Source organism: Hymenobacter persicinus, assembly GCF_004167665.1.
Classification (GTDB): domain Bacteria; phylum Bacteroidota; class Bacteroidia; order Cytophagales; family Hymenobacteraceae; genus Hymenobacter; species Hymenobacter persicinus.
This window is the reverse complement of the sequence record NZ_SEWE01000031.1, coordinates 20147-40513: the sequence shown is the minus strand read 5'-3', so window position 1 is coordinate 40513 and position 20367 is coordinate 20147. Positions and strand designations below refer to the sequence as shown.

The following is a 20367-nucleotide window of genomic DNA, read 5'->3' as shown; positions in this document are numbered from 1 at the left end:
AAGCTTAAATCGGCACGTTGACGTGGCGTTCGGCGTGGTAAGAGCTGCGCACCAGCGGCCCGCTTTCCACGTATTTGAGGCCCCGGGCCAGCCCTTCCTCGCGGTAGTGGGCAAATAGGTCGGGATGAATGAACTCGGCGACTTCAATGTGGCGCTTGGTCGGCTGCAGGTACTGGCCCAGCGTCAGGATATCGAGGCCATTGGCCACCAGGTCGTCCATGGCCTGGTACATCTCGTCCTTGGTTTCGCCCAGGCCCAGCATAATGCCCGACTTGGTGCGCTTACCAGCCTCCTTGGTGCGCCGAATCTGCTCCAGACTCCGGTCGTACTTGGCCTGGGGCCGCACGAGGCGGTAGAGGCTGCCCACGGTTTCGATGTTGTGCGACACCACCTCTTGCCCCCCGGAAATCATCACGTCCAGGGCGGCCCAGTTGGCTTTCACGTCCGGAATCAGGGTTTCGATGGTCGTGCTGGGGCTGAGTTGCTTGATGAGCACCACCGTTTCGTGCCAGATGCTGGCCCCGCGGTCCTTGAGCTCGTCGCGGTTGACGGAGGTAATCACGGCGTGCTTGACGCTCATGAGCTGAATGGCCTCGGCCACCCGGCGGGGCTCGTCGGTGTCGTACTCGGTAGGGCGGCCCGTGGCCACGGCGCAGAACGAGCAAGAGCGGGTGCAGATGTTGCCCAGGATCATAAACGTGGCCGTACCGGCGCCCCAGCACTCGCCCATGTTGGGGCAGTTGCCGCTTTCGCAGATCGTGTGCAGCTTATGCTCATCCACCAGGCGGCGGACTTTAGCGTACTCGGGGCCCACGGGCAGCTTCACGCGCAGCCAGTCGGGCTTGCGGGGCTTGGCCGGCGCTGCCGGAGCAGCCGCCTGGGGTTGGATTATGGGAAGGGTCAGCAACAGATCGTCCATGCTGCAAAGGTAGTGAGTAGGAGTCGGTACTGAATGGTCAGTAGTGAGTACTAAGACCAGCGAGGCGGCTAATTTGTTCCTAAGCGCAAAACCGGGCGGCCGGCCTCCCGCAGGAAAAGCCCACCGCCCGGTTTTTAGACTGGTAAACCAGCCCGGTATTGCCTTAGCTCCGGTGCCCGAGGTAAATGGTCAGGTACACCGAGGGGAAAAATTTGTTGTTGAGCTTTTTGTCGCTGATCAGCACGGTTTTCAGAATGGGCAGCTCCTTGGGATAGGCCTCGAGCAGAAAGCCCGTTTCGACCCCGGCCACGGCATCCTTGTAGCGGCCGTACTCGAAGTTGAGCGCCCCGCGCAGGTGGGCGCCCAGCCGGGGCTTGGTTTCGTTGATGCCCGAAAACAGCGGAGCCCGGTCCACGATAAGGTCGGAGTTGGGGTGCTTGGCGGGGTCGTACTGCTCGGCCCGAATATCCTGGGGCGGCACGGGCCGGCCGTTGCCGTCGCGGGCGGTGTAGTCGTAGTAGATGTAGTAGGGCATCAGCAGCCCGATGGACGGACCAGCCCCGAGCAGAGCACTGACCTGCACGCCGGCATCGGGCGCCTTGCGGAAAATGATGCGCTCCAACCCGACCGAAGGCCGCAGCACAAACAGGTAGTTGGTCTTGGCGTTGGTGTAGATGCCCCCCGTGTTCGGATTGGGGTGGCGCTGCTCCTTGGGGTGCTTCACTTCCACGCCCTCGATGCTCCAGAAACGCGCCCACTGCTCGTTGAGCACGCGGGTGGAGCGCACCGATACGCCCCCGATCAGGCCGCCGCGGGTGTTGAAGTTGACGCCGTAGATAAACTCTTTCTGGTACGAAGGCTCGTCGGAAGAGCTGACGCTCTGAGCCTGAGCGCCGGAAACAGCTCCCAGCGTACCGAGCAGGAAGCAACCGAAAGTAAAGATGTTACGCACGGAGGACAAGCTAGCTGAAGAAGAGTGAAAATCGGGTGAACACAGGCCGCCCGGCCGCATACCCACCTAAAGTACGTAAATTAGCAGGCATTTCCCCGCCACATTCCTGATTATGAGCACTGCCACTGCCCGCTACACCGGCAACCTGCGTACCGAAGCCACGCACACGGCCTCCGGCAACACCATCTTCACCGATGCTCCCGTGGACAACCACGGCCGCGGGGAAGCATTTTCGCCCACGGACCTGGTCAGTGCCGCTCTGGGCGCCTGCATGATGACCATCATGGGCATCGTGGCCGGCCGCCACGAGCTGGACCTGACGGGGGTAAGCTTTGAGGTAACGAAGCACATGGCCGCGGAGCCCCGGCGCATTGCCCAGATTGATCTGCAGTTCCGCATGCCCGCCAGCCTTTCGGCCAAGGACCGGACCATTCTGGAAAACGCGGCCCGGACCTGCCCGGTGGCGCTTAGCTTGAACCCGGAAATCCGCCAGCAGGTTCAGTTTCTTTATGAGTAGTGAGGTGGTGAACTGGTGACATGGTGAGTTAGATTTTCTGTTTGCGCCACCGGCGCGGGTCGAACATCAACTCACCATGTCACCAGTTCACTATTTCACCACCTGCTTCACGTCGCTGAGGCGGATGCCCATGTGGGAAGCGTCGTAGCGGCACTCGCCGTCCTGGATGAGCAGCAGCTGGGGCGACTCGTGGCGGACGCCGAACTTATCGGCTATTTCGGCCGAGATGGGGCGGAAGCGCAGCAGGTCGAGGTAGTAGATTTTCACGTCGTCCAGGTTGGCTTCGGGCCACTGGCGCTCCAGCTTGCTCTTGGCCGCCGCGCTGATGGAGCAGGAAGTGCTGTGCTTGAAAATCAGCACCGGCTGCTCGTGCGACTCTTGCACAATGTCGGTCAGCTGCTCGGCTTGGGTGAGGGGTTGCCAGGGAGTACTCATGGGAAGACGTTATTCGTTCGTAGGTTTCTTTTTCTTACCCCCAGGACGCAAACCAATGTGGATTGGTTCTCGCATGTAGGCGGCCCCGGTGTGGTCGAACTTATAACTGTCGCGCCCGTCGTTGGGTTGCGGCCCGGCCGGGCTGCTGCCTTGCTTGAGCTTGTCTTTCGACACGGCCAGGTGGGAGTCCTTGTAGTCGGCCTTGTACTTGCGGGCGTCGCGCAGGGCCCGGCGGTTTTCGGCCCGCTGGATGGCCGGGGTGGAATACTCCGTTTGGGCGGCGGCCGAGGCGGCAGTAAGCCCCACGAGAAGGACAGCTAGCAGAAATACGCGCATAACTAGGGAGGAAATAGCGGTGGGAGAAGCAGGATAGAGCGGGCGGCAACGAGGGAAGCTGACCACCTATACGCAGCGCGGAAGCAATTGGTGCTGACGGGCTTAGAAGGGCAAGTTAATTCCCAGGAACGTGCGCTGCCCCACCTTGTGCTTGAGGCGGCGACGCTCGTACTTGGGCTTTTTGATGAGGCCGTTTTTGTCGTAGCTGTTTTTAATGGGCTTGGCTTCCGTGAGGGCGGGCTCACTGTTGCCGGCCGCGTTTTCGGTGTCGGCCTTCTTGGCCTTGCTGACCTTAGGCCGGGGCGGACCCGTGGGGCTGGGCATGCGGTAAGGCCGGCAACTGCCCAGCAGCAGGCCGCTGAACACGACCAGCACCAGCATCCGGCCCCAACTCCGAAAAACAAAAAACCTCATAAGTCAGCAATAAGCCGGCCCCAGTCCGGCGGTAAGTCCGCAAGATAAATAGCGCGGCGGACTCCAGCCTTTTCCGCGGCCGGATTCCGCCGCGCCGGGCTAGTAAGCCATCAGCTTTTCGACCCGCTCGCGCAGGCGCTGCACGGGCAAAAACTGCTTTTCGAGCGGGGGCGCGAAGGGAATAGCCGTATCCAGGGAAGCCACGCGCTGCACCGGGCCGTCGAGGTGCTCGAAGCAGTGCTCGGCAATCCAGGCCGCTAGTTCGCCGCCGATGCCGCCCGTGAGCGTGTCTTCGTGGAACAGGATAACCCGGCCGGTCTTCTTCACCGTGGCCCGCACCGCTTCCTCGTCCCAGGGCAGCAGGGTGCGCAAATCCAGGATGTCGCAGTCGAGGCTGAGCTCCTCGGCCAGCTGGGTGGCCCAGTGCACGCCCATGCCGTAGGTGATAATGCTCATATCCGAGCCTTCCCGGGCCAGGGCCGCTTTGCCGATGGGCGTGGTGTAGTAGGCGTCGGGCACCGGGGCGCTGATGCTGCGGTAGAGCATCTTGTGCTCGAAGAAAATCACCGGGTTCGGATCTTCAATGGCGGCGTTGAGCAGGCCCTTGGCGTCGTGGGGGTTCGAAGGGAACACCACTTTCAGGCCCGGGGTGTGGGTAAACCAGGCTTCGTTAGACTGGGAGTGGAACGGGCCCGCGGCCGAGCCGGCCCCGGTGGGCATGCGCACCACCACGTCGGCGTTCTGGCCCCAGCGGTAGTGGCTCTTGGCGAGGTTATTCACAATCTGGTTGAAGCCGCAGGTCACGAAGTCGGCAAACTGCATTTCCATCATGGCCTTCTTGCCCTTGATGCTCAGCCCGAGCGCCGCGCCCACGATGGCCGACTCGCACAGGGGCGTGTTGCGCACCCGTCCCTTGCCAAACTGGGCCACAAAGCCCTCGGTCACCTTGAACACCCCGCCGTAGTCGGCAATGTCCTGGCCCATGAGCACCAGCTCGGGATACTTTTCCATGCTCTGGCGCAGCGCGTCGCTGATGGCGTCGACGTAGCGCTTGTCAGTTGCCGGTTGCCCGTTGCCCATTGCCAGTTGCAGGGAAGCATCGGGCTCGAAAGGGCGGTACATGTCGGCTACTTCCTCCTCCAGGCTGGCCGTGGGCATCGGCACGGCGTCAGCGACCTTCAGGCCCTCCTCGATTTCGCGCTTGATGGTTTCGCGGAAGCGCATGCGGGCTTCCTCGTCGAGGATTCCTTCCTGGAGGAGCCACTTCTCGTAGTTCTCCACCGGGTCTTTCTGGGCCCATTCTTCAAACAGCTCCTGAGGCACGTACTTGGTGCCGCTGGCTTCCTCGTGGCCCCGCATCCGGAAGGTGAGGGCTTCGAGTAGCACCGGGCGCGGGTTCTGGCGCATATCCTCGGCCAGGCGCTTCACCGTGTCGTAAACTTCCAGCACGTTGTTGCCGTCGACCTGCACGGCTTCCATGCCGTAGGCGGGGCCCTTGTCGATGAAGCACTTGAAGCGAAACTGCTCGTTGGAAGGCGTACTCAGGCCGTAGCCATTGTTTTCGATGATGAAGATAACCGGCAGCTGCCACACGGCGGCCACGTTCAGGGCCTCGTGGAAGTCGCCCTCGGAAGCGCCGCCGTCGCCGCTGTAGGTCACGGTAATGGCCGGCTTTTTATCCAGCACGTCGGCCAGGGCAATGCCGTCGGCCACGGCCAGCTGGGGCCCGAGGTGACTGATCATGCCCACAATGTGGTGCTCGTTGGTGCCGAAGTGGAAGCTCCGGTCCCGGCCCTTGGTGAAGCCGGTAGTTTTGCCCTGCCACTGCGCGAAGAGGCGGTCCAGGGGGATATTGCGGCCCGTGAAGACGCCCAGGTTGCGGTGCAGGGGCAGAATGTACTCGTCTGGATTCAGGGCCAGGGTGCTGCCCACCGAAATGGCTTCCTGCCCGATGCCCGAAAACCACTTGCTTACTTTGCCCTGCCGGAGCAGAATCAGCATTTTCTCCTCAATCAGACGCGGCTTGAGCAGGCCCTGGTAGAGGTGGAGCAAAACGTCGTTGGGGTAGTCTTTCCGGTCGAAGTTCATAAGGGAGTGGGTGGGTGTAGCGGGGCCAAAAGTACGGGTTTGGGCGGAAGGGCCGTACCGTCGGCCGCGGATTGCTGTTCTGCTCGTTATCTTCCTTCCAGGAAGCCTATTCTTACCCGTTATGTATCGACTACTCTTGTTGGCCGCGCTGCTGCCGACGTACGGCCGGGCCGTGGCCCAGACCTCCCCCGCAACGACCTCTCCCCCGCCCGGCTGGCTGTACGGCGGGCGGGTGGGCGTGGGCTCCTCTATTCATCTGGAGGGCAACAGCGGCACTTTTTACGTCACGCCCACGGCCGGCATCCTGGGCGGCTACTATTCCCAGCAGTTGCGGCTGGCCCTGCTGGCCGAGGCCGTTTATGAGCGGCGCCACCCGGCAGGGTCACCGGCCGTGTCCTACCTGGTGCTGCCCGTGTCGGTGCGGCTGGGCGGGGGCCGCGGCCGGGTGCACGCCGGGCTGGGCGGCGGGCTGGCCCTGCCGTTGTCCCGCTTGCCGGTTGCTGATGCCTACCAGCGCTATGCCAAGCGGGAAGCTTTTATCCAGGCGGCGCTCGAAAGCGACTTTCTGCAACTCGACTCCCGCGCCGTGGCTCTTTCAGCCTTGGTGCGGGTGGGCCTTACCCCCGCCGTGCGCCAACGGGCAGGCTCGCCGGGCGGCATGCTCTATGAGTCCAGCACTCGCCACCACCTGCTGCTGGGCGTGGCGCTCACGCCGTACTGGTACTGAGCCGGCATACTTTTCAAAGCCGTCAGCTGCCCTAGCGGAGCAGTAGGCCCGGCTGCTGCGCTAGGACTTCAGGCAAAACTTTTCCTCTGCCCTGCGTTGTTTAAGCCGTACCGTAACTGCGCCGGGTATTCTACCTTTGACCACTCCGGCCGCCTTCCCTCCCGACCTTTCCATGATTCATTTCGAAGAATTTACCCTCGCCAACGGCCTGCGCTGCATCGTGCACGAAGACCACACCACGCCCATTGCCGTGGTCAACGTGCTCTACAACGTGGGCTCCCGCGACGAGGATCCGGCCCATACGGGCTTTGCCCACCTGTTTGAGCACCTCATGTTTTCGGGCTCGGTCAACATTCCCAGCTACGACGAGCCCCTGCAGTACGTGGGCGGCGAAAACAACGCCTTTACCTCCCCCGACATCACCAACTACTACCTCACGCTGCCCGCCAACAACATCGAAACCGGGTTCTGGCTGGAGTCGGACCGGATGCTGGGGCTGGCCTTCTCTGAAAACGGGCTCGAGGTGCAGCGCAAGGTGGTGGTCGAGGAATTCAAGCAGAACTACCTCAACCAGCCCTACGGCGACGTCTGGCTGAAGCTGCGCCCCCTGGCCTACCAGCAGCACCCTTATCAGTGGCCCACCATCGGTAAAGAGGTAAGCCACATCGAGAATGCTGTCATGGACGACGTGCGGGCATTTTTCCGGAAGCACTACTCCCCCGCCAATGCCATCCTGGTCGTGGCCGGGGCCGTGACGGTGGCCGAAGCCCGGCGCCTGGCGGAAAAGTGGTTTGGCCCCATTCCGGGCGGGGAAAAATACGAGCGGAATCTGCCCGCCGAGCCCCGGCAAACCGCGCCCCGCCACCTCGACGTGACGGCCGAAGTGCCCGTCAACGCCCTCTACAAGGTTTTCCACATGCCCGGCCGCCCCGACCCCAGCTACTACGCCGCCGACTTGCTCAGCGACGTACTGGGCCGAGGTAAGTCGTCGCGGCTCTACCAACGCCTGGTGAAGGACCGGCCCCTGTTCAACTCGATTTCTGCGTCCTGCACCGGCTCCTTCGAGCCGGGCCTGCTGGTCGTCAGTGGGCGCCTGAACGCGGGCGTGACCATGGAAGAAGCCGACGCGGCCGTGGAGGAAGTGTTGCGGGAGTTAAGTCAGGCCGAGGTGACGCCCATCGAGCTGGAAAAAGTGAAGAACCAGGCCGAAGCCAGCATTGTCTTCAGCGAGATTGAGCTGCTGAACCGCGCCATGAACCTGGCTTTCAACAAGCTGCTCGGCGACGCCAACTTAGTAAATCAGGAAAGCGCCAAGGTGCAGGCCGTCACGCCGGCCGCCGTGCTGGCCGCCGCCCAGGAAATTCTGCGTCCCGACAATTGCAGCACGCTGTATTACCACGCTGCCCCCGCCGGCGCCGGGGCATTGGTTGCCGCTGGCGAAGAGGAGGAATAACGGCAGCCCCCGATGCGCAAAAAGGCCCGAACGACAATCGTTCGGGCCTTTTTGTTGGTACTTGTGAAGAGCCGCGACTTACCAGCCGCTGCCGCCCGAACCCCAGCCGTCGTTGGCGGGAGCCTTCTTGGCGGGAGCCTTCTTGGCTGCGGGGGCCGCCGCTTTCTTGGTGGCCGTGGCGCCCGATGATTTCTTGGTAGCCGAGGCCGTTACGGTCTCCTCAACCGGCGTAGGTGCTGGGGCTACGGCTACTGGCTCGGGGGCCGGAGCAGGCATCGGGGCAGCTACCGGCGTGGCCTCACGCACGTTGCGGCGCACATAGGGAGCCAGAGTGCGGCCGCGGTAGTCAGTATTTACCCGGCGCGAAGGCGCGGCCGTGAAGCCCGGGGCAATAGAAAAGCCTTCCGACTGCGGAGCTGGGGCATCCACGGCGCGGCCGGCGGCTGGCACACCGAAGCCGTCGTTGGCAGGGGCGGGCGCGGGAGCCGCGGCGGGCTCCTCCATCGGGGCCGGCTGAGCCTTAGCGGCAGGCTTGGTTGATTTCTTGCTAGTCTGCTGGGCAAAAGCAGCCGGAGCGCTCAACACAGAAACCAACAGCAGGCTTGAAAAGGCAGAACGTAGCATAGATAAAATGCGCGAAGGGTGAATGGAATTTTCGACTCTGAGAACTTGGATACACAAATCTAGGGCGGTTTGTGCCCGAACGACAAAAAATATCTGTGCCCGCTGAGCCAATTACGGTTCTAACTGAGCGTGTGTTGATTTAATTTTTGCGCCTGGCAGCGCGCACCGCCGGTTTGGGGGCTGCCGCGGGTGCGGCCTTGCCCGAGTTCAGCGTCGAGTTGGCCGAAGCGGGTTTGGGAGCTTTCTTCTTCAACGGCCGGCCCATGTAGTCAGTGGTGGGTGGGCTGGGCATGTTGATGCGCATTCCCGGCGCCAGCCGCATGTTTTCCTCGTTGCGCCGGCCCGAGCGGTCGTAGCGGGCGTAGGCACCGGAGCGGGCCCGGTTGGGCTTCACTTTCGACGTGCGGGTCTGGGCCCGGGCAGAAAGTTCGGGGAGCAGGCTCAACCCCACTATCAGCAGCAAAAACGAGTAGCGGTACCACATGCGAAACAAGGAATAAGGTGAGAAGCCAACGCTTCCCAGCATACGCACTAGCTCGCTAACTGGATGTCTACCACTGCGGTACCTCAACCGTAGCCACTGGCTCCTGCGCGGCCACCTTGGCCGCTACCGTCGAGGCTTTGCTGGCTTTCTTTTTCAGTGGCCGACCGTTGTAATCAGTGCTCACGCCGCGGTAGGGGGCCGTATTCATGCCGGGAGCAATCATTACGCCTGAGGAATGCATCATCGGATCCTCGTCTTCCACCGGCAGTTCGGCCGGAGCCGTGGCCAGCGCTTTAGCTTTCTTGGTGGGCTTGCTGATCGGGCGGCCGTTGTAGTCGGTACTCACGCCGCGATAAGGCGCCGTGTTCATGCCCGGGGCAATCATCACGCCCGAGGAGTGCATGGCCGGATCATCGTTCAGTTCGGGTTCGGCAACGGCGGGGGCAGCCGCAACGGCGGGGGCAGCCGCAACGGCCGGCACTGCCGCGGCAGGCGTGGCCCACAGGGCGTCGTCATCGGCGGTGGAGCCCCAGTTGGCGGCCGAGGTCGGCTTGGGCATGGTGGCCAGCTTTTTCTTTTGGGCTTTGGTAGTCCGGGGCTTTTTGGGGCCATCGGCGGCGAAGGAGGAAGCCGGGGCGCTGAGCAGGGCGGCAAACAGGACAACGGGAAGCAGCAAACGGTTCATAACGGCGAAGTCAGGAAGGCGGAAGGATGGGAAGAAATGCGGCGGGCGGCACGCCCCGGGAGCTGCGGTCTGAGTCGGTGGCGCCCCGTACTCACTTCCTGCAGCCAGTGTCGGAGCGGCTTTTGCAGCAATCGTACCAATATTCAAAAACGTGCCTTGCGGGCTGCAATCGGGCTTTTTTTGGTGGTGGCGGGTTTCCGGCGGAAGCGTACCTTTGCAGGATGCAGGACCAAATCAACCGCCTCCGCGCCGAAATAGCCGCTTACGACCTCACCGCTCCCGAGCAGCTGGAGCAATTCCGCCTGGCCTTCACCGGCCGGAAAGGCCAACTGGCCGATTTGTTTGACCTGCTCAAAACTGTGGCGCCCGACCAGCGCCGGGCCGTGGGCCAGGAACTCAACCAGCTTAAGCAGGCCGCCCAGGAGCGGTTCGACCAGCGCAAGCAGGAGCTTGAGGAAGCCAGCCACAACGCCCCCGCCGACCCGACCTTCGATTACACCCTGCCCACCGTGCCCAACGCCCTGGGCACCCGCCACCCGCTGAGCCTGGTGCGGGAGGAAATGGTGCGCATCTTCTCGCGCATTGGCTTCAACGTGTCGGAAGGGCCCGAAATCGAGGACGACTGGCACAACTTCACGGCCCTCAACTTCCCCGAAAACCACCCGGCCCGCGACATGCAGGATACGTTCTTCGTGCGGCGCGACCCGGCCAACCCAAGTAGTGACTTTCTGTTGCGCACCCACACCAGCACGGTGCAGGTGCGGGTGATGGAGTCGCAGAAGCCCCCGATTCGCAGCATCATGCCTGGCCGGGTGTACCGCAACGAGGCCATTTCGGCCCGGGCCCACATGATGTTCCACCAGATTGAGGGCATCTTCATCGACGAGGGCGTGAGCTTTGCCGATTTGAAGCAGACGGTCTATTACTTCGTGCAGGAAATGTTCGGGGCCGACATCCAGATTCGGTTCCGCCCCTCTTTCTTTCCCTTCACCGAGCCCAGCGCCGAAATCGACATCACCTGCCTGATCTGCAAGGGCGCGGGCTGCAACATCTGCAAATACTCCGGCTGGGTGGAAATCGGGGGCTGCGGCATGGTTGACCCCAACGTGCTGGAGCAGTCGGGCATCGACTCGGAGACCTATTCGGGCTACGCTTGGGGCATGGGCATTGAGCGCATCACGATGCTGAAATATCAGATCAAGGATTTGCGTTTGTTCACCGAAAACGACCAGCGCTTCCTGCGGCAGTTCGAGGGAGCTTAATTCGGCGGGCGTTGGTTATCGGTCTGCCGTCTTGTTTTTCTCTTTCCAACGCCCTACGCCTTGCTCATGACTTTTCTTCCCAACCTGCGTGCCGTAGCAGTGGTAGCCCTCTTTGCTTCCCAGCTGGTCCTGGCCGCCTGCGGCTCCAACTCGACCGACAACGACCCGCAGATTCCGCTGGCATCCTTTAATACGCCCATCAACCTGACGAACCAGGAATACGTGGCATTGCGAGCCGACAATGGGGCGGCCTACGTGAAGGGCGGGGTGCGCGGGCTGATTGTGGTGCGCCAGAACGCCAGCACCTATTACGCCTTCGAGCGCAACTGCCCCTACCGCGCCGCCGACACCTGCGCCCGCGTCAGCATCGACCCGTCGCGGCTGTTTCTGAAAGATGCCTGCTGCCAGTCGCAGTTCGACCTGCAGGGACGGGTGCAGTCGGGCCCGGCGGGTCGGCCCTTGCGTCAGTACAGCACTTCGCTCTCCGGTACCATCCTGACAATCACGAATTAGGCTTTTTGGCAAAGTTTTTTTCAAGTCATTGTTTGCACAAAGTTTCCTTTTCGACTAATATTGCACCAGCAACGGCAAAAAACGCCGCCATAACCGCTTCCTTAGCTCAGCCGGTTAGAGCATCTGACTGTTAATCAGAGGGTCCCTGGTTCGAGCCCAGGAGGGAGCGCTAAGAAGCCCGCCAATAGACTGAAATTCGGTTTGTTGGCGGGCTTTCTCTTTGTTGGCGGTACAGCTCACAGGGCATCCCTGGCTGACTGCTCCTGAAAACCCCTCTGCTGAGCCGCTGAATCAGTTTACAAGTTGAAATACTGGCGCGCAAAGTCGCGGGCATAGGCCTTGATTTCGTCTCGAACCGCACGAAACTGCTCCATAACGCCCTCGGTGGTGCCCGTTGCCTTGGCTGGGTCGGGGAAATTGTGATGGAATAAGATGGCTGAGGACGGAAACACCGGGCATGCCTCGCGGGCATTGTCGCACACAGTAATCACATAGTCGAAAGGCACAGCGCCATACTCGTCCACATGGTTGCTGGTGTGGTGGGCAATGTCTATTCCATCTTCCTGCATCACCTGCACGGTTTTAGGATTGACGCCGTGGGTTTCGATGCCCGCACTATACACCGTCGCCTTCTCCCCCAGCAGTTGGGTTAGGTAGCCATGCATGAGCTGACTGCGGCAGGAGTTGCCGGTGCAGAGCACCAGCACATTTTTCTGGGTCATAAGCAGGGATTCGAAAAGGAAGTGAGTCTAGACTTGAGGGTCTGCCTTTTGGTCCGCGTACCAGCGTCGCCGAAACCAGAAGGCCACGTTCACCAGGGCAATGAGCGCCGGAACCTCAATCAGCGGCCCAACGACGCCCGCAAACGCCTGCCCCGAGTTCAGTCCGAATACCCCGATGGCCACGGCAATAGCCAGTTCGAAGTTGTTGCCCGTGGCCGTGAAGGCAATACTGGCATTCTCGGCGTAGTTAGCGCCCAGGTACTTGCCCGCCGCGAAGCTGAGCACGAACATGATGCCGAAGTACAGGGCCAGCGGCAGCGCAATACGTAGCACGTCCAGCGGCACCTGCACAATGGCTTCCCCCTTTAAGCTGAACATCACCACGATGGTGAGCAGGAGGGCAATGAGCGTAATCGGGCTGATGGCGGGGAGGAAGAACTGCTCGTACCACGCATCACCTTTTAACCGCCGCAAGACCGTACGGGAGACAAAACCCGCCGCGAATGGAATGCCCAGGTACACGAGTACGCTCTGCGCAATGGCACCGATGCCGACGTTCACGGTGTAGCCCTTTAGCCCAAAGTGGGGCGGCAGCACGGTGATGAACAGCCACGCCAGTACCGAGTAAAAGAGCATTTGAAAGATGGAATTGAGCGCCACCAGCCCGGCGGCATACTCACGGCTACCGTTGGCTAGGTCGTTCCACACCAGCACCATCGCAATGCAGCGCGCGATGCCAATAAGGATAAGGCCTATCATGTACTCGGGCTTGTCAGGCAGCAGCCAGATAGCCAGCAAGAACATGAGCAGCGGCCCCAGTACCCAGTTCAGGAACAGAGAGAGCCCAATGATGCGCGTATTTTTGAAGACCGTTGGGAGCTGCTCGTACTTAACCTTGGCCAGCGGCGGGTACATCATCAGGATCAGGCCCACCGCCAGCGGCACGTTCACGGTGCCTACTGAGAAGTAGTTCACCGCGTCATTGATACCGGGCATGAAATACCCCAGGGCCACCCCCAAGGCCATAGCTAGGAAAATCCAGAGGGTAAGGCCCCGGTCTAGCCGAGAAAGCTTCTTTTGAGCCACCACCGCTACAGACGGCGGGCTCCCAGGAATGGACTGGTTAAATAGTGGCATCGGGAGATTTTTGTTCTGTATGGTCAGTGAATGAAGGCAGGGGCTAGACGGCTCCTACAACCTCACTCCGGCGCTCCAACAGCACCGTGTCGCGCCATACGCCGTGCAGCTGGCCGATACGCTCCCGCCGGCCCACCAGCCGAAAGCCCTGGGTCTCATGCAGTCGGACGCTGGCCTTATTTTCCGGGAAAATCCCGGCTTGGAGCGTCCACATGCCCTGTCTTTCCGACTCCGCCACCAGGGCCCCCAACAGGCGCTGGCCGACTCCCTGCCCCCGCGCCTCGGCGGCGACGTACACGCTCACTTCACCCACGCCCCCGTACACGCAGCGGCCCGATACCGGCGACAGGGCGGCCCAACCTAGTACCCGACCAGCGTCATCGACGGCCACCAAGCGGCTATGCGTCAGATGCCCCTCGTCCCAGTCTTGCCAAGTCGGAGCAGCGGTTTGAAACGTAGCATTGCCCGTAGCCAGGCCCTGCTCATAAATAGCCCGCACCTGGTCCCAGTGCGCGACGCTAAGAGGAAGCAAATTCATGCTGAAAAAAGCGAAAAGGTGAACAGTAGCAGCCTAAGCATTACGCAACGCCGAGGCGGCGCCGGCAGCTAGCAGCAGGCCGACGCCGCCGGGGAAGCCGCCGAAGCGGTACTCTCACAGCTCGTCTGCGCGGCGGGCCCAGCAAGCGTGAGGGGAAACGCCATTGGCTCCGTGACTAGGACAGCCTCTTCCGGGGCCTGCGCGGCGGGCGCAATGCAGCACTGGGAGCTTGCTGCCTGGTCGTATTCGGCTTGGTAGCGCGGGTCGTTGAACTCGGCATCCTCGTGGAAGTAGTACACCTCCCATTCCACCCCGTCCGGGTCATTCACCCAAAACTTATCCTGCTTGGCGTAGCAGCAACTGGTGCCCACTTCCTCCCGCTGTACTAAACCCGCGGCCCGGGCCCGGGCCAACCGCTCGTCCAGCTCCTGCACCGTCTCGACCTGAAAGCCCAGGTGCCCGAAGTTGCTGGCTACCCGCTGGGGATTCTCGACGAAGGAAATAATCAGGGACGGCTGGTCGAGCACGTACTTGGCGTAGCCCGGCCGGATTTTGGCGGCGGGCTGCCCGAAAATGGTGTTGTAGAAGCTGACCGTAGCGGCTAGGTCAGCCACGTACAGCGAAACGTGCATTCGGGGAAATACGGAGGTTTCCATGGGCGTAACGGGTAAGGGTGGAAATAACGAAATCAGCAGGCGCAGGCGGCATCCGGAGCGCAGGGCGACGGAGCCGTAGCCTGGTCAAAGAAAGCGGTGAATTGCTGCTGCACCTGCCGGAGCAAGGTCGTGTTGAGGCAATAGCACACGGTCAGGCCCTCAACCTCGCCCCGAATCAAGTCCAGCGCTTTCAGCTCCTGCAAATGCTGGGTGACGGTGGTGCGCGACAACGGCAGCTCGGCAGCAATGTCGCCGGAAATGCAGGTAGTCTTACTGGCCAGGAGCTGGATAATGGCCACCCGGGCCGGATGGGCCAGGGCTTTGGCTACCCGGGCCAGTTGCCGTTGCTCGTCGGTGAAAGGGGCTGTTTTGGCGTGGGTCATGGGAAGAGGAAAATCTATGTCGCAAATATACGACATACTATGACGTATATTTGCGACATGCGGGAGAATAGTAGGATTCAGGGTTAGAACTCCCCGGCGCGCGAAAGCTGGACCGGCACCGCGCAGCTCCGTCCTGCTCAATCCGGTTTGGGGGGCAACTCGTACATTAGCGCCTTTCTGATTCCGGCCCCTCGGTTTTGCCCGGCGGCCCCACGCCCCCGGCCTTGACGCACCCCTCCCCTACCGTTGCTATCCTGCTCTTTACCCGCTCGGCCGGGGACGAGGCGCAGCACAAGCAGTTTGTGGGCGGCACACCGGACCGCAACGCGGCCGTGGCGGCTCAGCTGATCCGGCACGCCCAGGCTACGGCGGCCCGGACCGGCACCACGGTGGTGTGCCTCGATTCGAACCGGCAGCGCGGGGCCACGTTTGGCGAACGGCTGACCGGGGCTATGCAGCAGGTGTTCGAGCAGGGCTACGAGCAGCTGCTGGTCATCGGCAACGACTGCCCTCAACTCGACGAAAGCCTGCTCCGGCGGGCCGTGGCCACCCTGCAGCAGGGTCAGGCTGTGCTGGGCCCGGCCACCGACGGGGGCGTGTACCTGCTGGGCGTAACCCGGCAACAGTTTGAGGCCGCCGCCTGGCAGGCCCTGCCCTGGCGGACCGCCCAGCTGGGCGCCGCCCTGCGCCAGCAGCTGCGCCATGCGGGGGCGGCGGTGGAGCTGCTGCCCCCGCTGGCCGACGTCGACAACGAGCAGGACCTGGCCCGGGCCCTGCGCCAACCGCTGCCGCGGCTTTTGCAACGGCGGCTGCGGCGCCTGCGCCCCGTGGCCCCGCAGCTGCGCCCGCGCCGCCTGTCCGTCCCGCTCGACTCAGCCCGGCGGGCCCTTCCGCGGCGCGGACCGCCGGCCAGCTGAAACATCTGCTTTGTCGGTCCCCTGCCGGGGTAGGCGCGCTGTGGGCGGCCTGCTCGGCGCTGGGTTGTTGTTTCAGTTTGCCTGCTCTCTTCTTTTTTTATGCAAAAGCTTTTCGCTTTTAGTGCTTTTCTGTGCCTGTTCTTTTTGCCCCTGTCCCGCGTCTGGGCCCAGGTTGATTTAGTAGTTTCAGTGCTCGACAATGCCCGCAAGCCCGTAGCGGGCCTGCCCGTACACCTCGACAACGCCGCAATCGGCTTCACCGCCGAGCAGCCCACCAACGCCCAGGGCCAGGCGCGGTTTCGGGGCCTGAGCACGGCCGGGCAATACGCCGTGAGCACCACCGCCACCGCCGTCTACCCAGCCGTGCGGGAAGCCGGCCTCACCCTGCGCGCCAACTCCGCCCCGAGCGTGACGCTGGTATTGCCCACCGTGAGCAGCCAGACCCTGGCCGGCGTGACGGTACGGGCACCCAACAACGGCACGAGTATCAACACCCAAAACGCCGAGGTGGCCGCCGAACTGTCGGCGCGGGAGCTGCGGGAGTTGCCCATTGAGGCCCGCGACGTGACCCGGGCCCTGTACCGGCTGCCCAACGTGACGCTGGCCACCGGCTTTTTCTCGGAAGCGCCCAACGTGAGCATCAACGGCGCCAACGGCCTCTACACCAACTACCTCATCGACGGGCTCGACAACAACGAGAACTTCCTGGGCGGACAGCGCTTCGCCATTCCGGTGGGCTTTGCCCAAAACGTGAACGTGCTGACCAACAACTTCAGCACCGAGTTCGGCAACTCGGCCAACGGCATCGTGAACGTGACTACCAAGTCGGGCGCCAACGACCTGAGCGCCGAGGCCTTCTACCTCACCCGCCCCGGCCCCGGCATCGACGGCAAAACCGACTTCGCCCAGCGCGACCTGTCGGGTAACCAGGTGAAGGGCGGCTTCCAGCGCCAGCAGTTCGGCTTCGGCGTGGGCGGCGCCCTGGTGAAGGACAAGACCTTCTTCTACCTGAACGCCGAGCAGACCTTCGACTTCAAGGACAACGTGCTGACCTCGCCCGCGCTGGGTATCAACGCCACCGTGCGCGGGCAAAACCGCTTCACCTACCTCTCCGGCAAACTCGACCAGCGCTGGACCGAGCGGCTGCGCTCCTCGCTGCGGGCCAACGTGGGCATCGTGAACATTGAGCGACAGGGCGGCGGCCTCGACGGCGGCGTGGCCTTCCCCTCGACCGGCAACCGCCAGGACCGCAACTCGATTAACGTTGCTTCTCAGAACGTGTACGTGGGGGGCCGCTTCACCGCGGAAACCGACCTGCAGTACGCCCGCTTCCGCTGGAACTACGCCCGCGCCGACAACCCCAACAGCCCGGACGTGACGGTGAACAGCGGCGGGCAGACCGTGGCCGTGCTGGGCCACCCCGGCTATTTGTTCGACTCCCACCAGAGCACCTGGCAGGCCCAGCAGAAGTTCTCCCTGCTCCGCGGCCGCAGCACCTTCAAGGGCGGCTTCGGCGTCATCAGCACCGAGCACCGGCTGTTTGGCGGGGGCAACCCCAACGGCAGCTACAGCGTGCAGCTTTCCCCGGCCCAGCTGGCTGCGCTACGGGCCCGCAATCTGGGCGCCGGGCTGAGCATCACCGACATTCCGGCCGACGCCCAGGTGCTCAACTACAACGTGGAGCTGCGCCCGGCCTCCTTCGGCACCACCCAGAACCTGTATAATATCTACCTCGAAGACCAGTACGCCGTGACGGACCGCCTGAACCTGACCCTGGGCCTGCGCTACGACTACGACAACCTCTCCAGGGGCGGCGCCGCCCACGGCGACCGGAACAACGTGGCCCCGCGGGCTAACTTCAACCTGCGCCTGACCGAGCGCAGCAGCCTGCGCGGGGGCTATGGCCTGTTTTACGACAAGATTCTCTACACCGTCTACAGCGACGCGCTCCAGCAGAACACCACCTCCGCCGACTACAAAACCCAGCTCCGGGAGCTGGTGCGCGTGGGCGCGCTGCCCGCCAACACCAACGTGGACCGCATCACTTTCGACGGCAATCTGAGCGGCAGCGTGAGCAATGTGGCGTATTTGCAGGGCCCGTCGGCGGCCAGCCTGCAGGGCCAGCGGGCCACTGTGGGCAGCTACGAGCGGCGCATCCTGAACCCCAACGGCTACGCCAACCCGTATTCGCACCAGAGCACGCTGGGCTACCAGTACCAGGTCAGCAGCAAGACGCTGTTTTACGTGGACGCCATGTACAACCGCAGCTACGACCTGTTCCGGCTGCGCAACGTGAATGCCGTGTCGGAGTACGCCCAGAACGACCCCAACAACGTGGTGGTGCGCACCCCGGCCCAGGCCGACGCCACCCGCCCGGTGCCCATCCGCCCCGACGGCAGCGCAATTATCAACGGGCAGACCGTAACCGGCGTGGCCCGCAACGTGGTGATGACTGAGTCGGCGGGCCGCTCCCGCTACGTGGCCGCCTCCTTCAACCTGCAAAAGGATGCGGCCGAGGATAAGGTCGGCTACCGGGTGTCGTACACGCTGTCGAACCTGAAAAACGACACCGAGGACGTGAATTTCCGGGCCGCTGACGCCAACAACTACGCCCCCGAGTTTGCCAACTCCATCAACGACCGGACCCACGTCATCAACGCCATTGGCAGTTACTACCCGGTCCGCAGCCTGCGCCTGACCGTGGCCGCGCTGCTGCAAAGCGGGCAGCCCGTCAACCGCGTGACGGGCGTTTACCTCGTGCCCGGCACCACCGTTTTCACCAATGACCTCAACGGCGACGGCAGCTCCTTCAGCACCGCCTACTTGGGCAACGCCGACCGGTTTCCCGGCCAGGGCCGCAACTCCGACCGGCTGCCCTGGGCCCGCACCTTCGACGTGGGCGCCCAGTACTCGCTGCACTTCGGGGAGAAAACCAGCCGTCTGGAGCTGACCGCCGACGTGTTTAATGTGCTCAACACCCAGAATCTGAGCGGCTACGCCAACAATGCCACCCAGAGCAACCAGATTCAGGTGGGGCCGCCCAGCGCCGGCATCGTGAAGCGCAACGCCAGCGCCCCCCGCCAGTTCCAGTTTGGCCTGCGCTACGCGCTGTAATTGCCGCAATAATAACCGAACGTCATGTTGAGCCACGCGAGGCATCTCGCGTGCTGACGTTGCCACGGTAATCTGCTTAGCATTGCACGCGAGATGCTTCGGCTCCGCCTCTGCATGACGTTCTGGTTAAGCGCATTTCTCTTTTACATGAAACAACGACTTCTTCTCTACCTCGCCACCCTGGCTTTGCTAGGCGGTTGCAACTCCGCCGATAAGCCCCGGGAGGCGGCGCAGGTGCTAGCCCAAAGCTGGCCGCAAATTGAAGCCGCGGGCCGGGGGCAAATGGTGAGCATGGTGATGTGGCAGGGCGACCCGCTCATCAACCGCTACATGACCACCTACGTGAAGCCCGAGGTGAAGCGCCGCTACAACGTGGACCTGCAGATTTCGGCCGGGCAGGGTGCGGGCCTCGTGCAAACCTTGGCCGCCGAGCAGGCCGCCGACCAGCCCAGCGAGGCCGACCTGCTCTGGATCAACGGCGAAACCTTCTACCAGCTGCGGCAGGTGGATGCCCTGCTGGGGCCCTTCGTGGACAAGCTGCCCAACGCCCACCTGCTCGACCTGCAAAATCCGTTTATCAACACCGACTTTCAGCAGCCGGTGAATGGGATGGAGTGCCCCTGGGGCAACGTGCAGTTCACCTTCATCTACGATTCGAGCCGGGTGGCGGCCCCGCCCCGCTCCTTTGCCGAGCTGCCCGCCTTCCTGAAAGCCCACCCCGGGCAGTTCACCATCCCCAACGAGTTTACGGGCATGACCCTGCTCAAGTCCTGGATGATGGCCTTGTCGGGCAACCCGGCGCTGTTCCGGGGCAAGTTCAACGAGGCCCTGTACCGGAAATGGTCGGGCGAGCTGTGGCGGGTGATTAACGAGAACAAGCGCTACTTCTGGAAGCAGGGCCAAACCTTCCCTGAGCAGCTGGCTCCCCTGCACCAGCTCTTTGCCAACGGCGAGGTGGCTTTCACCTTCTCCAACAACGACGCCGAGGTCGATAATAAAGTCAATCAGCGGGTGTTCCCGGCCTCGGCCCGGGCCTACGTGCCGGCCCCGGGCACCATCCAGAACTCCCACTACCTGGGCATCGTGCAGCACGCCCGCCACCCCGAGGCCGCCCTGCTGGTCGTCAACTTCCTGATTTCACCCGAGGCCCAGCTCCAGAAGATGGACCCCAACGTCTGGGGCGACCATACCGTGCTCAAGCTCTCGACCCTGCCCGCGGCCCAGCGCCGGCAGTTCGAGCAGCTGCCTTCGCGCCGGTACGCGCCCCGGCGCGAAGCCATCCAGAACCTGGCCCTGCCCGAGCCCGACCCGGAGTACATGACCCGCCTGTTCCAGGATTTCCGCACCCAGGTGATCGAGAAATAATGCTGCCGGAGCGGCGGCGAAGTTGTACTTCCCCGCGAAGCTCGTTTCGGGCTGCGTTCGGGGTAGGTTCGCTCTGCCTTCGCTCAAGAGGCCGGCGCCACCCTGGTCGTAACCCGGCCAGAAATG

22 protein-coding genes and 1 tRNA gene are annotated in these 20367 nt (G+C 62.8%); 9 read left to right on the top strand and 14 right to left on the bottom strand.

Annotated features, from left to right (window positions below):
• Nucleotides 1-4 precede the first annotated feature (4 nt).
• Both lipA and EWM57_RS14385 read right to left on the bottom strand, forming a co-directional pair.
• On the bottom strand, nucleotides 5-907 hold the full coding sequence (gene lipA, locus EWM57_RS14390) for a lipoyl synthase (RefSeq protein WP_207218321.1): 903 nt from the start codon (nucleotides 905-907) through the stop codon (nucleotides 5-7).
• A 175-nt stretch (nucleotides 908-1082) separates the two neighbouring features.
• Nucleotides 1083-1871, bottom strand: coding sequence for a hypothetical protein (locus EWM57_RS14385; protein WP_129921855.1), 789 nt, complete (start codon nucleotides 1869-1871; stop codon nucleotides 1083-1085).
• A 112-nt stretch (nucleotides 1872-1983) separates the two neighbouring features.
• Here EWM57_RS14385 and EWM57_RS14380 point away from each other — a divergent pair, with 112 nt between their 5' ends.
• Nucleotides 1984-2388 (top strand): OsmC family protein, encoded by a 405-nt coding sequence (locus tag EWM57_RS14380; protein ID WP_129921854.1) that lies wholly within the window; start codon nucleotides 1984-1986, stop codon nucleotides 2386-2388.
• Nucleotides 2389-2478: 90 nt separating this feature from the next.
• Here EWM57_RS14380 and ytxJ read toward each other — a convergent pair whose 3' ends face one another.
• The 4 genes from ytxJ to EWM57_RS14360 all read right to left on the bottom strand — a co-directional run bounded on the left by ytxJ (nucleotide 2479) and on the right by EWM57_RS14360 (nucleotide 5661).
• Nucleotides 2479-2823 carry a bacillithiol system redox-active protein YtxJ gene (gene ytxJ, locus EWM57_RS14375; protein ID WP_129921853.1) on the bottom strand — a complete coding sequence of 115 codons (345 nt, stop codon included), beginning with the start codon at nucleotides 2821-2823 and terminating at the stop codon, nucleotides 2479-2481.
• Nucleotides 2824-2832: 9 nt separating this feature from the next.
• Entirely contained in the window at nucleotides 2833-3159 is a 327-nt protein-coding gene (locus EWM57_RS14370; RefSeq protein WP_129921852.1) for a hypothetical protein, read from the bottom strand.
• Between the two features lie 102 nt (nucleotides 3160-3261).
• Nucleotides 3262-3573, bottom strand: coding sequence for a hypothetical protein (locus tag EWM57_RS14365; RefSeq protein ID WP_129921851.1), 312 nt, complete (start codon nucleotides 3571-3573; stop codon nucleotides 3262-3264).
• A 99-nt stretch (nucleotides 3574-3672) separates the two neighbouring features.
• Nucleotides 3673-5661, bottom strand: coding sequence for an alpha-ketoacid dehydrogenase subunit alpha/beta (locus EWM57_RS14360; protein WP_129921850.1), 1989 nt, complete (start codon nucleotides 5659-5661; stop codon nucleotides 3673-3675).
• Nucleotides 5662-5782: 121 nt separating this feature from the next.
• On the opposite strand from EWM57_RS14360, the gene EWM57_RS14355 reads away from it, so the two are divergent.
• Together EWM57_RS14355 and EWM57_RS14350 are read left to right on the top strand one after the other, a co-directional pair.
• On the top strand, nucleotides 5783-6388 hold the full coding sequence (locus tag EWM57_RS14355; RefSeq protein ID WP_129921849.1) for a hypothetical protein: 606 nt from the start codon (nucleotides 5783-5785) through the stop codon (nucleotides 6386-6388).
• 172 nt (nucleotides 6389-6560) lie between these two features.
• On the top strand, nucleotides 6561-7841 hold the full coding sequence (locus EWM57_RS14350) for a M16 family metallopeptidase (protein ID WP_129921848.1): 1281 nt from the start codon (nucleotides 6561-6563) through the stop codon (nucleotides 7839-7841).
• 78 nt (nucleotides 7842-7919) lie between these two features.
• Here the strand turns inward: EWM57_RS14350 and EWM57_RS14345 are convergent, their stop codons facing one another.
• The 3 genes from EWM57_RS14345 to EWM57_RS14335 all read right to left on the bottom strand — a co-directional run bounded on the left by EWM57_RS14345 (nucleotide 7920) and on the right by EWM57_RS14335 (nucleotide 9634).
• Complete coding sequence (locus tag EWM57_RS14345; RefSeq protein WP_129921847.1) at nucleotides 7920-8465, bottom strand: hypothetical protein; 546 nt, start codon at nucleotides 8463-8465, stop codon at nucleotides 7920-7922.
• Between the two features lie 139 nt (nucleotides 8466-8604).
• On the bottom strand, nucleotides 8605-8991 hold the full coding sequence (locus EWM57_RS14340; RefSeq protein ID WP_165370523.1) for a hypothetical protein: 387 nt from the start codon (nucleotides 8989-8991) through the stop codon (nucleotides 8605-8607).
• A gap of 25 nt (nucleotides 8992-9016) precedes the next feature.
• Complete coding sequence (locus tag EWM57_RS14335) at nucleotides 9017-9634, bottom strand: hypothetical protein (protein WP_129921845.1); 618 nt, start codon at nucleotides 9632-9634, stop codon at nucleotides 9017-9019.
• Between the two features lie 221 nt (nucleotides 9635-9855).
• Between EWM57_RS14335 and pheS the strand changes: the two genes are divergently transcribed.
• The 3 genes from pheS to EWM57_RS14320 all read left to right on the top strand — a co-directional run bounded on the left by pheS (nucleotide 9856) and on the right by EWM57_RS14320 (nucleotide 11578).
• Complete coding sequence (pheS, locus tag EWM57_RS14330) at nucleotides 9856-10896, top strand: phenylalanine--tRNA ligase subunit alpha (protein ID WP_129921844.1); 1041 nt, start codon at nucleotides 9856-9858, stop codon at nucleotides 10894-10896.
• Between the two features lie 66 nt (nucleotides 10897-10962).
• Entirely contained in the window at nucleotides 10963-11409 is a 447-nt protein-coding gene (locus tag EWM57_RS14325; RefSeq protein WP_129921843.1) for a Rieske (2Fe-2S) protein, read from the top strand.
• A 95-nt stretch (nucleotides 11410-11504) separates the two neighbouring features.
• Nucleotides 11505-11578, top strand: a tRNA-Asn gene (locus EWM57_RS14320).
• 127 nt (nucleotides 11579-11705) lie between these two features.
• Here EWM57_RS14320 and EWM57_RS14315 read toward each other — a convergent pair.
• From EWM57_RS14315 to EWM57_RS14295, 5 genes are all read right to left on the bottom strand, one after another.
• Nucleotides 11706-12131: an arsenate reductase ArsC gene (locus tag EWM57_RS14315; RefSeq protein WP_129921842.1), complete on the bottom strand. Its 426-nt coding sequence runs from the start codon at nucleotides 12129-12131 to the stop codon at nucleotides 11706-11708.
• 27 nt (nucleotides 12132-12158) lie between these two features.
• The gene (arsB, locus tag EWM57_RS14310) at nucleotides 12159-13268 is read right to left on the bottom strand and encodes an ACR3 family arsenite efflux transporter (protein WP_129921841.1); all 1110 of its coding nucleotides are present in this window, start codon (nucleotides 13266-13268) and stop codon (nucleotides 12159-12161) included.
• Nucleotides 13269-13311: 43 nt separating this feature from the next.
• The gene (locus EWM57_RS14305) at nucleotides 13312-13806 is read right to left on the bottom strand and encodes a GNAT family N-acetyltransferase (RefSeq protein ID WP_129921840.1); all 495 of its coding nucleotides are present in this window, start codon (nucleotides 13804-13806) and stop codon (nucleotides 13312-13314) included.
• A 68-nt stretch (nucleotides 13807-13874) separates the two neighbouring features.
• A complete protein-coding gene (locus tag EWM57_RS14300) occupies nucleotides 13875-14462 on the bottom strand; it encodes an ArsI/CadI family heavy metal resistance metalloenzyme (RefSeq protein ID WP_129921839.1) in 588 nt (195 codons plus the stop codon).
• Between the two features lie 32 nt (nucleotides 14463-14494).
• A complete protein-coding gene (locus EWM57_RS14295; RefSeq protein WP_129921838.1) occupies nucleotides 14495-14845 on the bottom strand; it encodes an ArsR/SmtB family transcription factor in 351 nt (116 codons plus the stop codon).
• A 224-nt stretch (nucleotides 14846-15069) separates the two neighbouring features.
• Here EWM57_RS14295 and EWM57_RS14290 point away from each other — a divergent pair, with 224 nt between their 5' ends.
• The 3 genes from EWM57_RS14290 (at nucleotide 15070) to EWM57_RS14280 (ending at nucleotide 20241) form a co-directional block, all read left to right on the top strand.
• Entirely contained in the window at nucleotides 15070-15762 is a 693-nt protein-coding gene (locus tag EWM57_RS14290; protein WP_165370522.1) for a TIGR04282 family arsenosugar biosynthesis glycosyltransferase, read from the top strand.
• Nucleotides 15763-15861: 99 nt separating this feature from the next.
• Entirely contained in the window at nucleotides 15862-18876 is a 3015-nt protein-coding gene (locus EWM57_RS14285; protein ID WP_129921836.1) for a TonB-dependent receptor, read from the top strand.
• 147 nt (nucleotides 18877-19023) lie between these two features.
• Nucleotides 19024-20241 (top strand): ABC transporter substrate-binding protein, encoded by a 1218-nt coding sequence (locus EWM57_RS14280; protein ID WP_129921835.1) that lies wholly within the window; start codon nucleotides 19024-19026, stop codon nucleotides 20239-20241.
• Nucleotides 20242-20367: the final 126 nt, after the last annotated feature.

What these genes read in the sequence shown, in the direction of transcription:
- EWM57_RS14370 (WP_129921852.1), bottom strand. Translation starts at nt 3,159, where the DNA reads ATGCGCGTATTTCTGCTAGCTGTCCTTCTCGTGGGGCTTACTGCCGCC.
- EWM57_RS14300 (WP_129921839.1), bottom strand. Translation starts at nt 14,462, where the DNA reads ATGGAAACCTCCGTATTTCCCCGAATGCACGTTTCGCTGTACGTGGCT.
- EWM57_RS14285 (WP_129921836.1), top strand. Translation starts at nt 15,862, where the DNA reads ATGCAAAAGCTTTTCGCTTTTAGTGCTTTTCTGTGCCTGTTCTTTTTG.
- EWM57_RS14305 (WP_129921840.1), bottom strand. Translation starts at nt 13,806, where the DNA reads ATGAATTTGCTTCCTCTTAGCGTCGCGCACTGGGACCAGGTGCGGGCT.
- EWM57_RS14365 (WP_129921851.1), bottom strand. Translation starts at nt 3,573, where the DNA reads ATGAGGTTTTTTGTTTTTCGGAGTTGGGGCCGGATGCTGGTGCTGGTC.
- arsB (WP_129921841.1), bottom strand. Translation starts at nt 13,268, where the DNA reads ATGCCACTATTTAACCAGTCCATTCCTGGGAGCCCGCCGTCTGTAGCG.
- pheS (WP_129921844.1), top strand. Translation starts at nt 9,856, where the DNA reads ATGCAGGACCAAATCAACCGCCTCCGCGCCGAAATAGCCGCTTACGAC.
- EWM57_RS14340 (WP_165370523.1), bottom strand. Translation starts at nt 8,991, where the DNA reads ATGCTGGGAAGCGTTGGCTTCTCACCTTATTCCTTGTTTCGCATGTGG.
- EWM57_RS14360 (WP_129921850.1), bottom strand. Translation starts at nt 5,661, where the DNA reads ATGAACTTCGACCGGAAAGACTACCCCAACGACGTTTTGCTCCACCTC.
- EWM57_RS14345 (WP_129921847.1), bottom strand. Translation starts at nt 8,465, where the DNA reads ATGCTACGTTCTGCCTTTTCAAGCCTGCTGTTGGTTTCTGTGTTGAGC.
- EWM57_RS14350 (WP_129921848.1), top strand. Translation starts at nt 6,561, where the DNA reads ATGATTCATTTCGAAGAATTTACCCTCGCCAACGGCCTGCGCTGCATC.
- EWM57_RS14315 (WP_129921842.1), bottom strand. Translation starts at nt 12,131, where the DNA reads ATGACCCAGAAAAATGTGCTGGTGCTCTGCACCGGCAACTCCTGCCGC.
- ytxJ (WP_129921853.1), bottom strand. Translation starts at nt 2,823, where the DNA reads ATGAGTACTCCCTGGCAACCCCTCACCCAAGCCGAGCAGCTGACCGAC.
- EWM57_RS14280 (WP_129921835.1), top strand. Translation starts at nt 19,024, where the DNA reads ATGAAACAACGACTTCTTCTCTACCTCGCCACCCTGGCTTTGCTAGGC.
- EWM57_RS14295 (WP_129921838.1), bottom strand. Translation starts at nt 14,845, where the DNA reads ATGACCCACGCCAAAACAGCCCCTTTCACCGACGAGCAACGGCAACTG.
- EWM57_RS14355 (WP_129921849.1), top strand. Translation starts at nt 5,783, where the DNA reads ATGTATCGACTACTCTTGTTGGCCGCGCTGCTGCCGACGTACGGCCGG.
- EWM57_RS14335 (WP_129921845.1), bottom strand. Translation starts at nt 9,634, where the DNA reads ATGAACCGTTTGCTGCTTCCCGTTGTCCTGTTTGCCGCCCTGCTCAGC.
- EWM57_RS14380 (WP_129921854.1), top strand. Translation starts at nt 1,984, where the DNA reads ATGAGCACTGCCACTGCCCGCTACACCGGCAACCTGCGTACCGAAGCC.
- EWM57_RS14325 (WP_129921843.1), top strand. Translation starts at nt 10,963, where the DNA reads ATGACTTTTCTTCCCAACCTGCGTGCCGTAGCAGTGGTAGCCCTCTTT.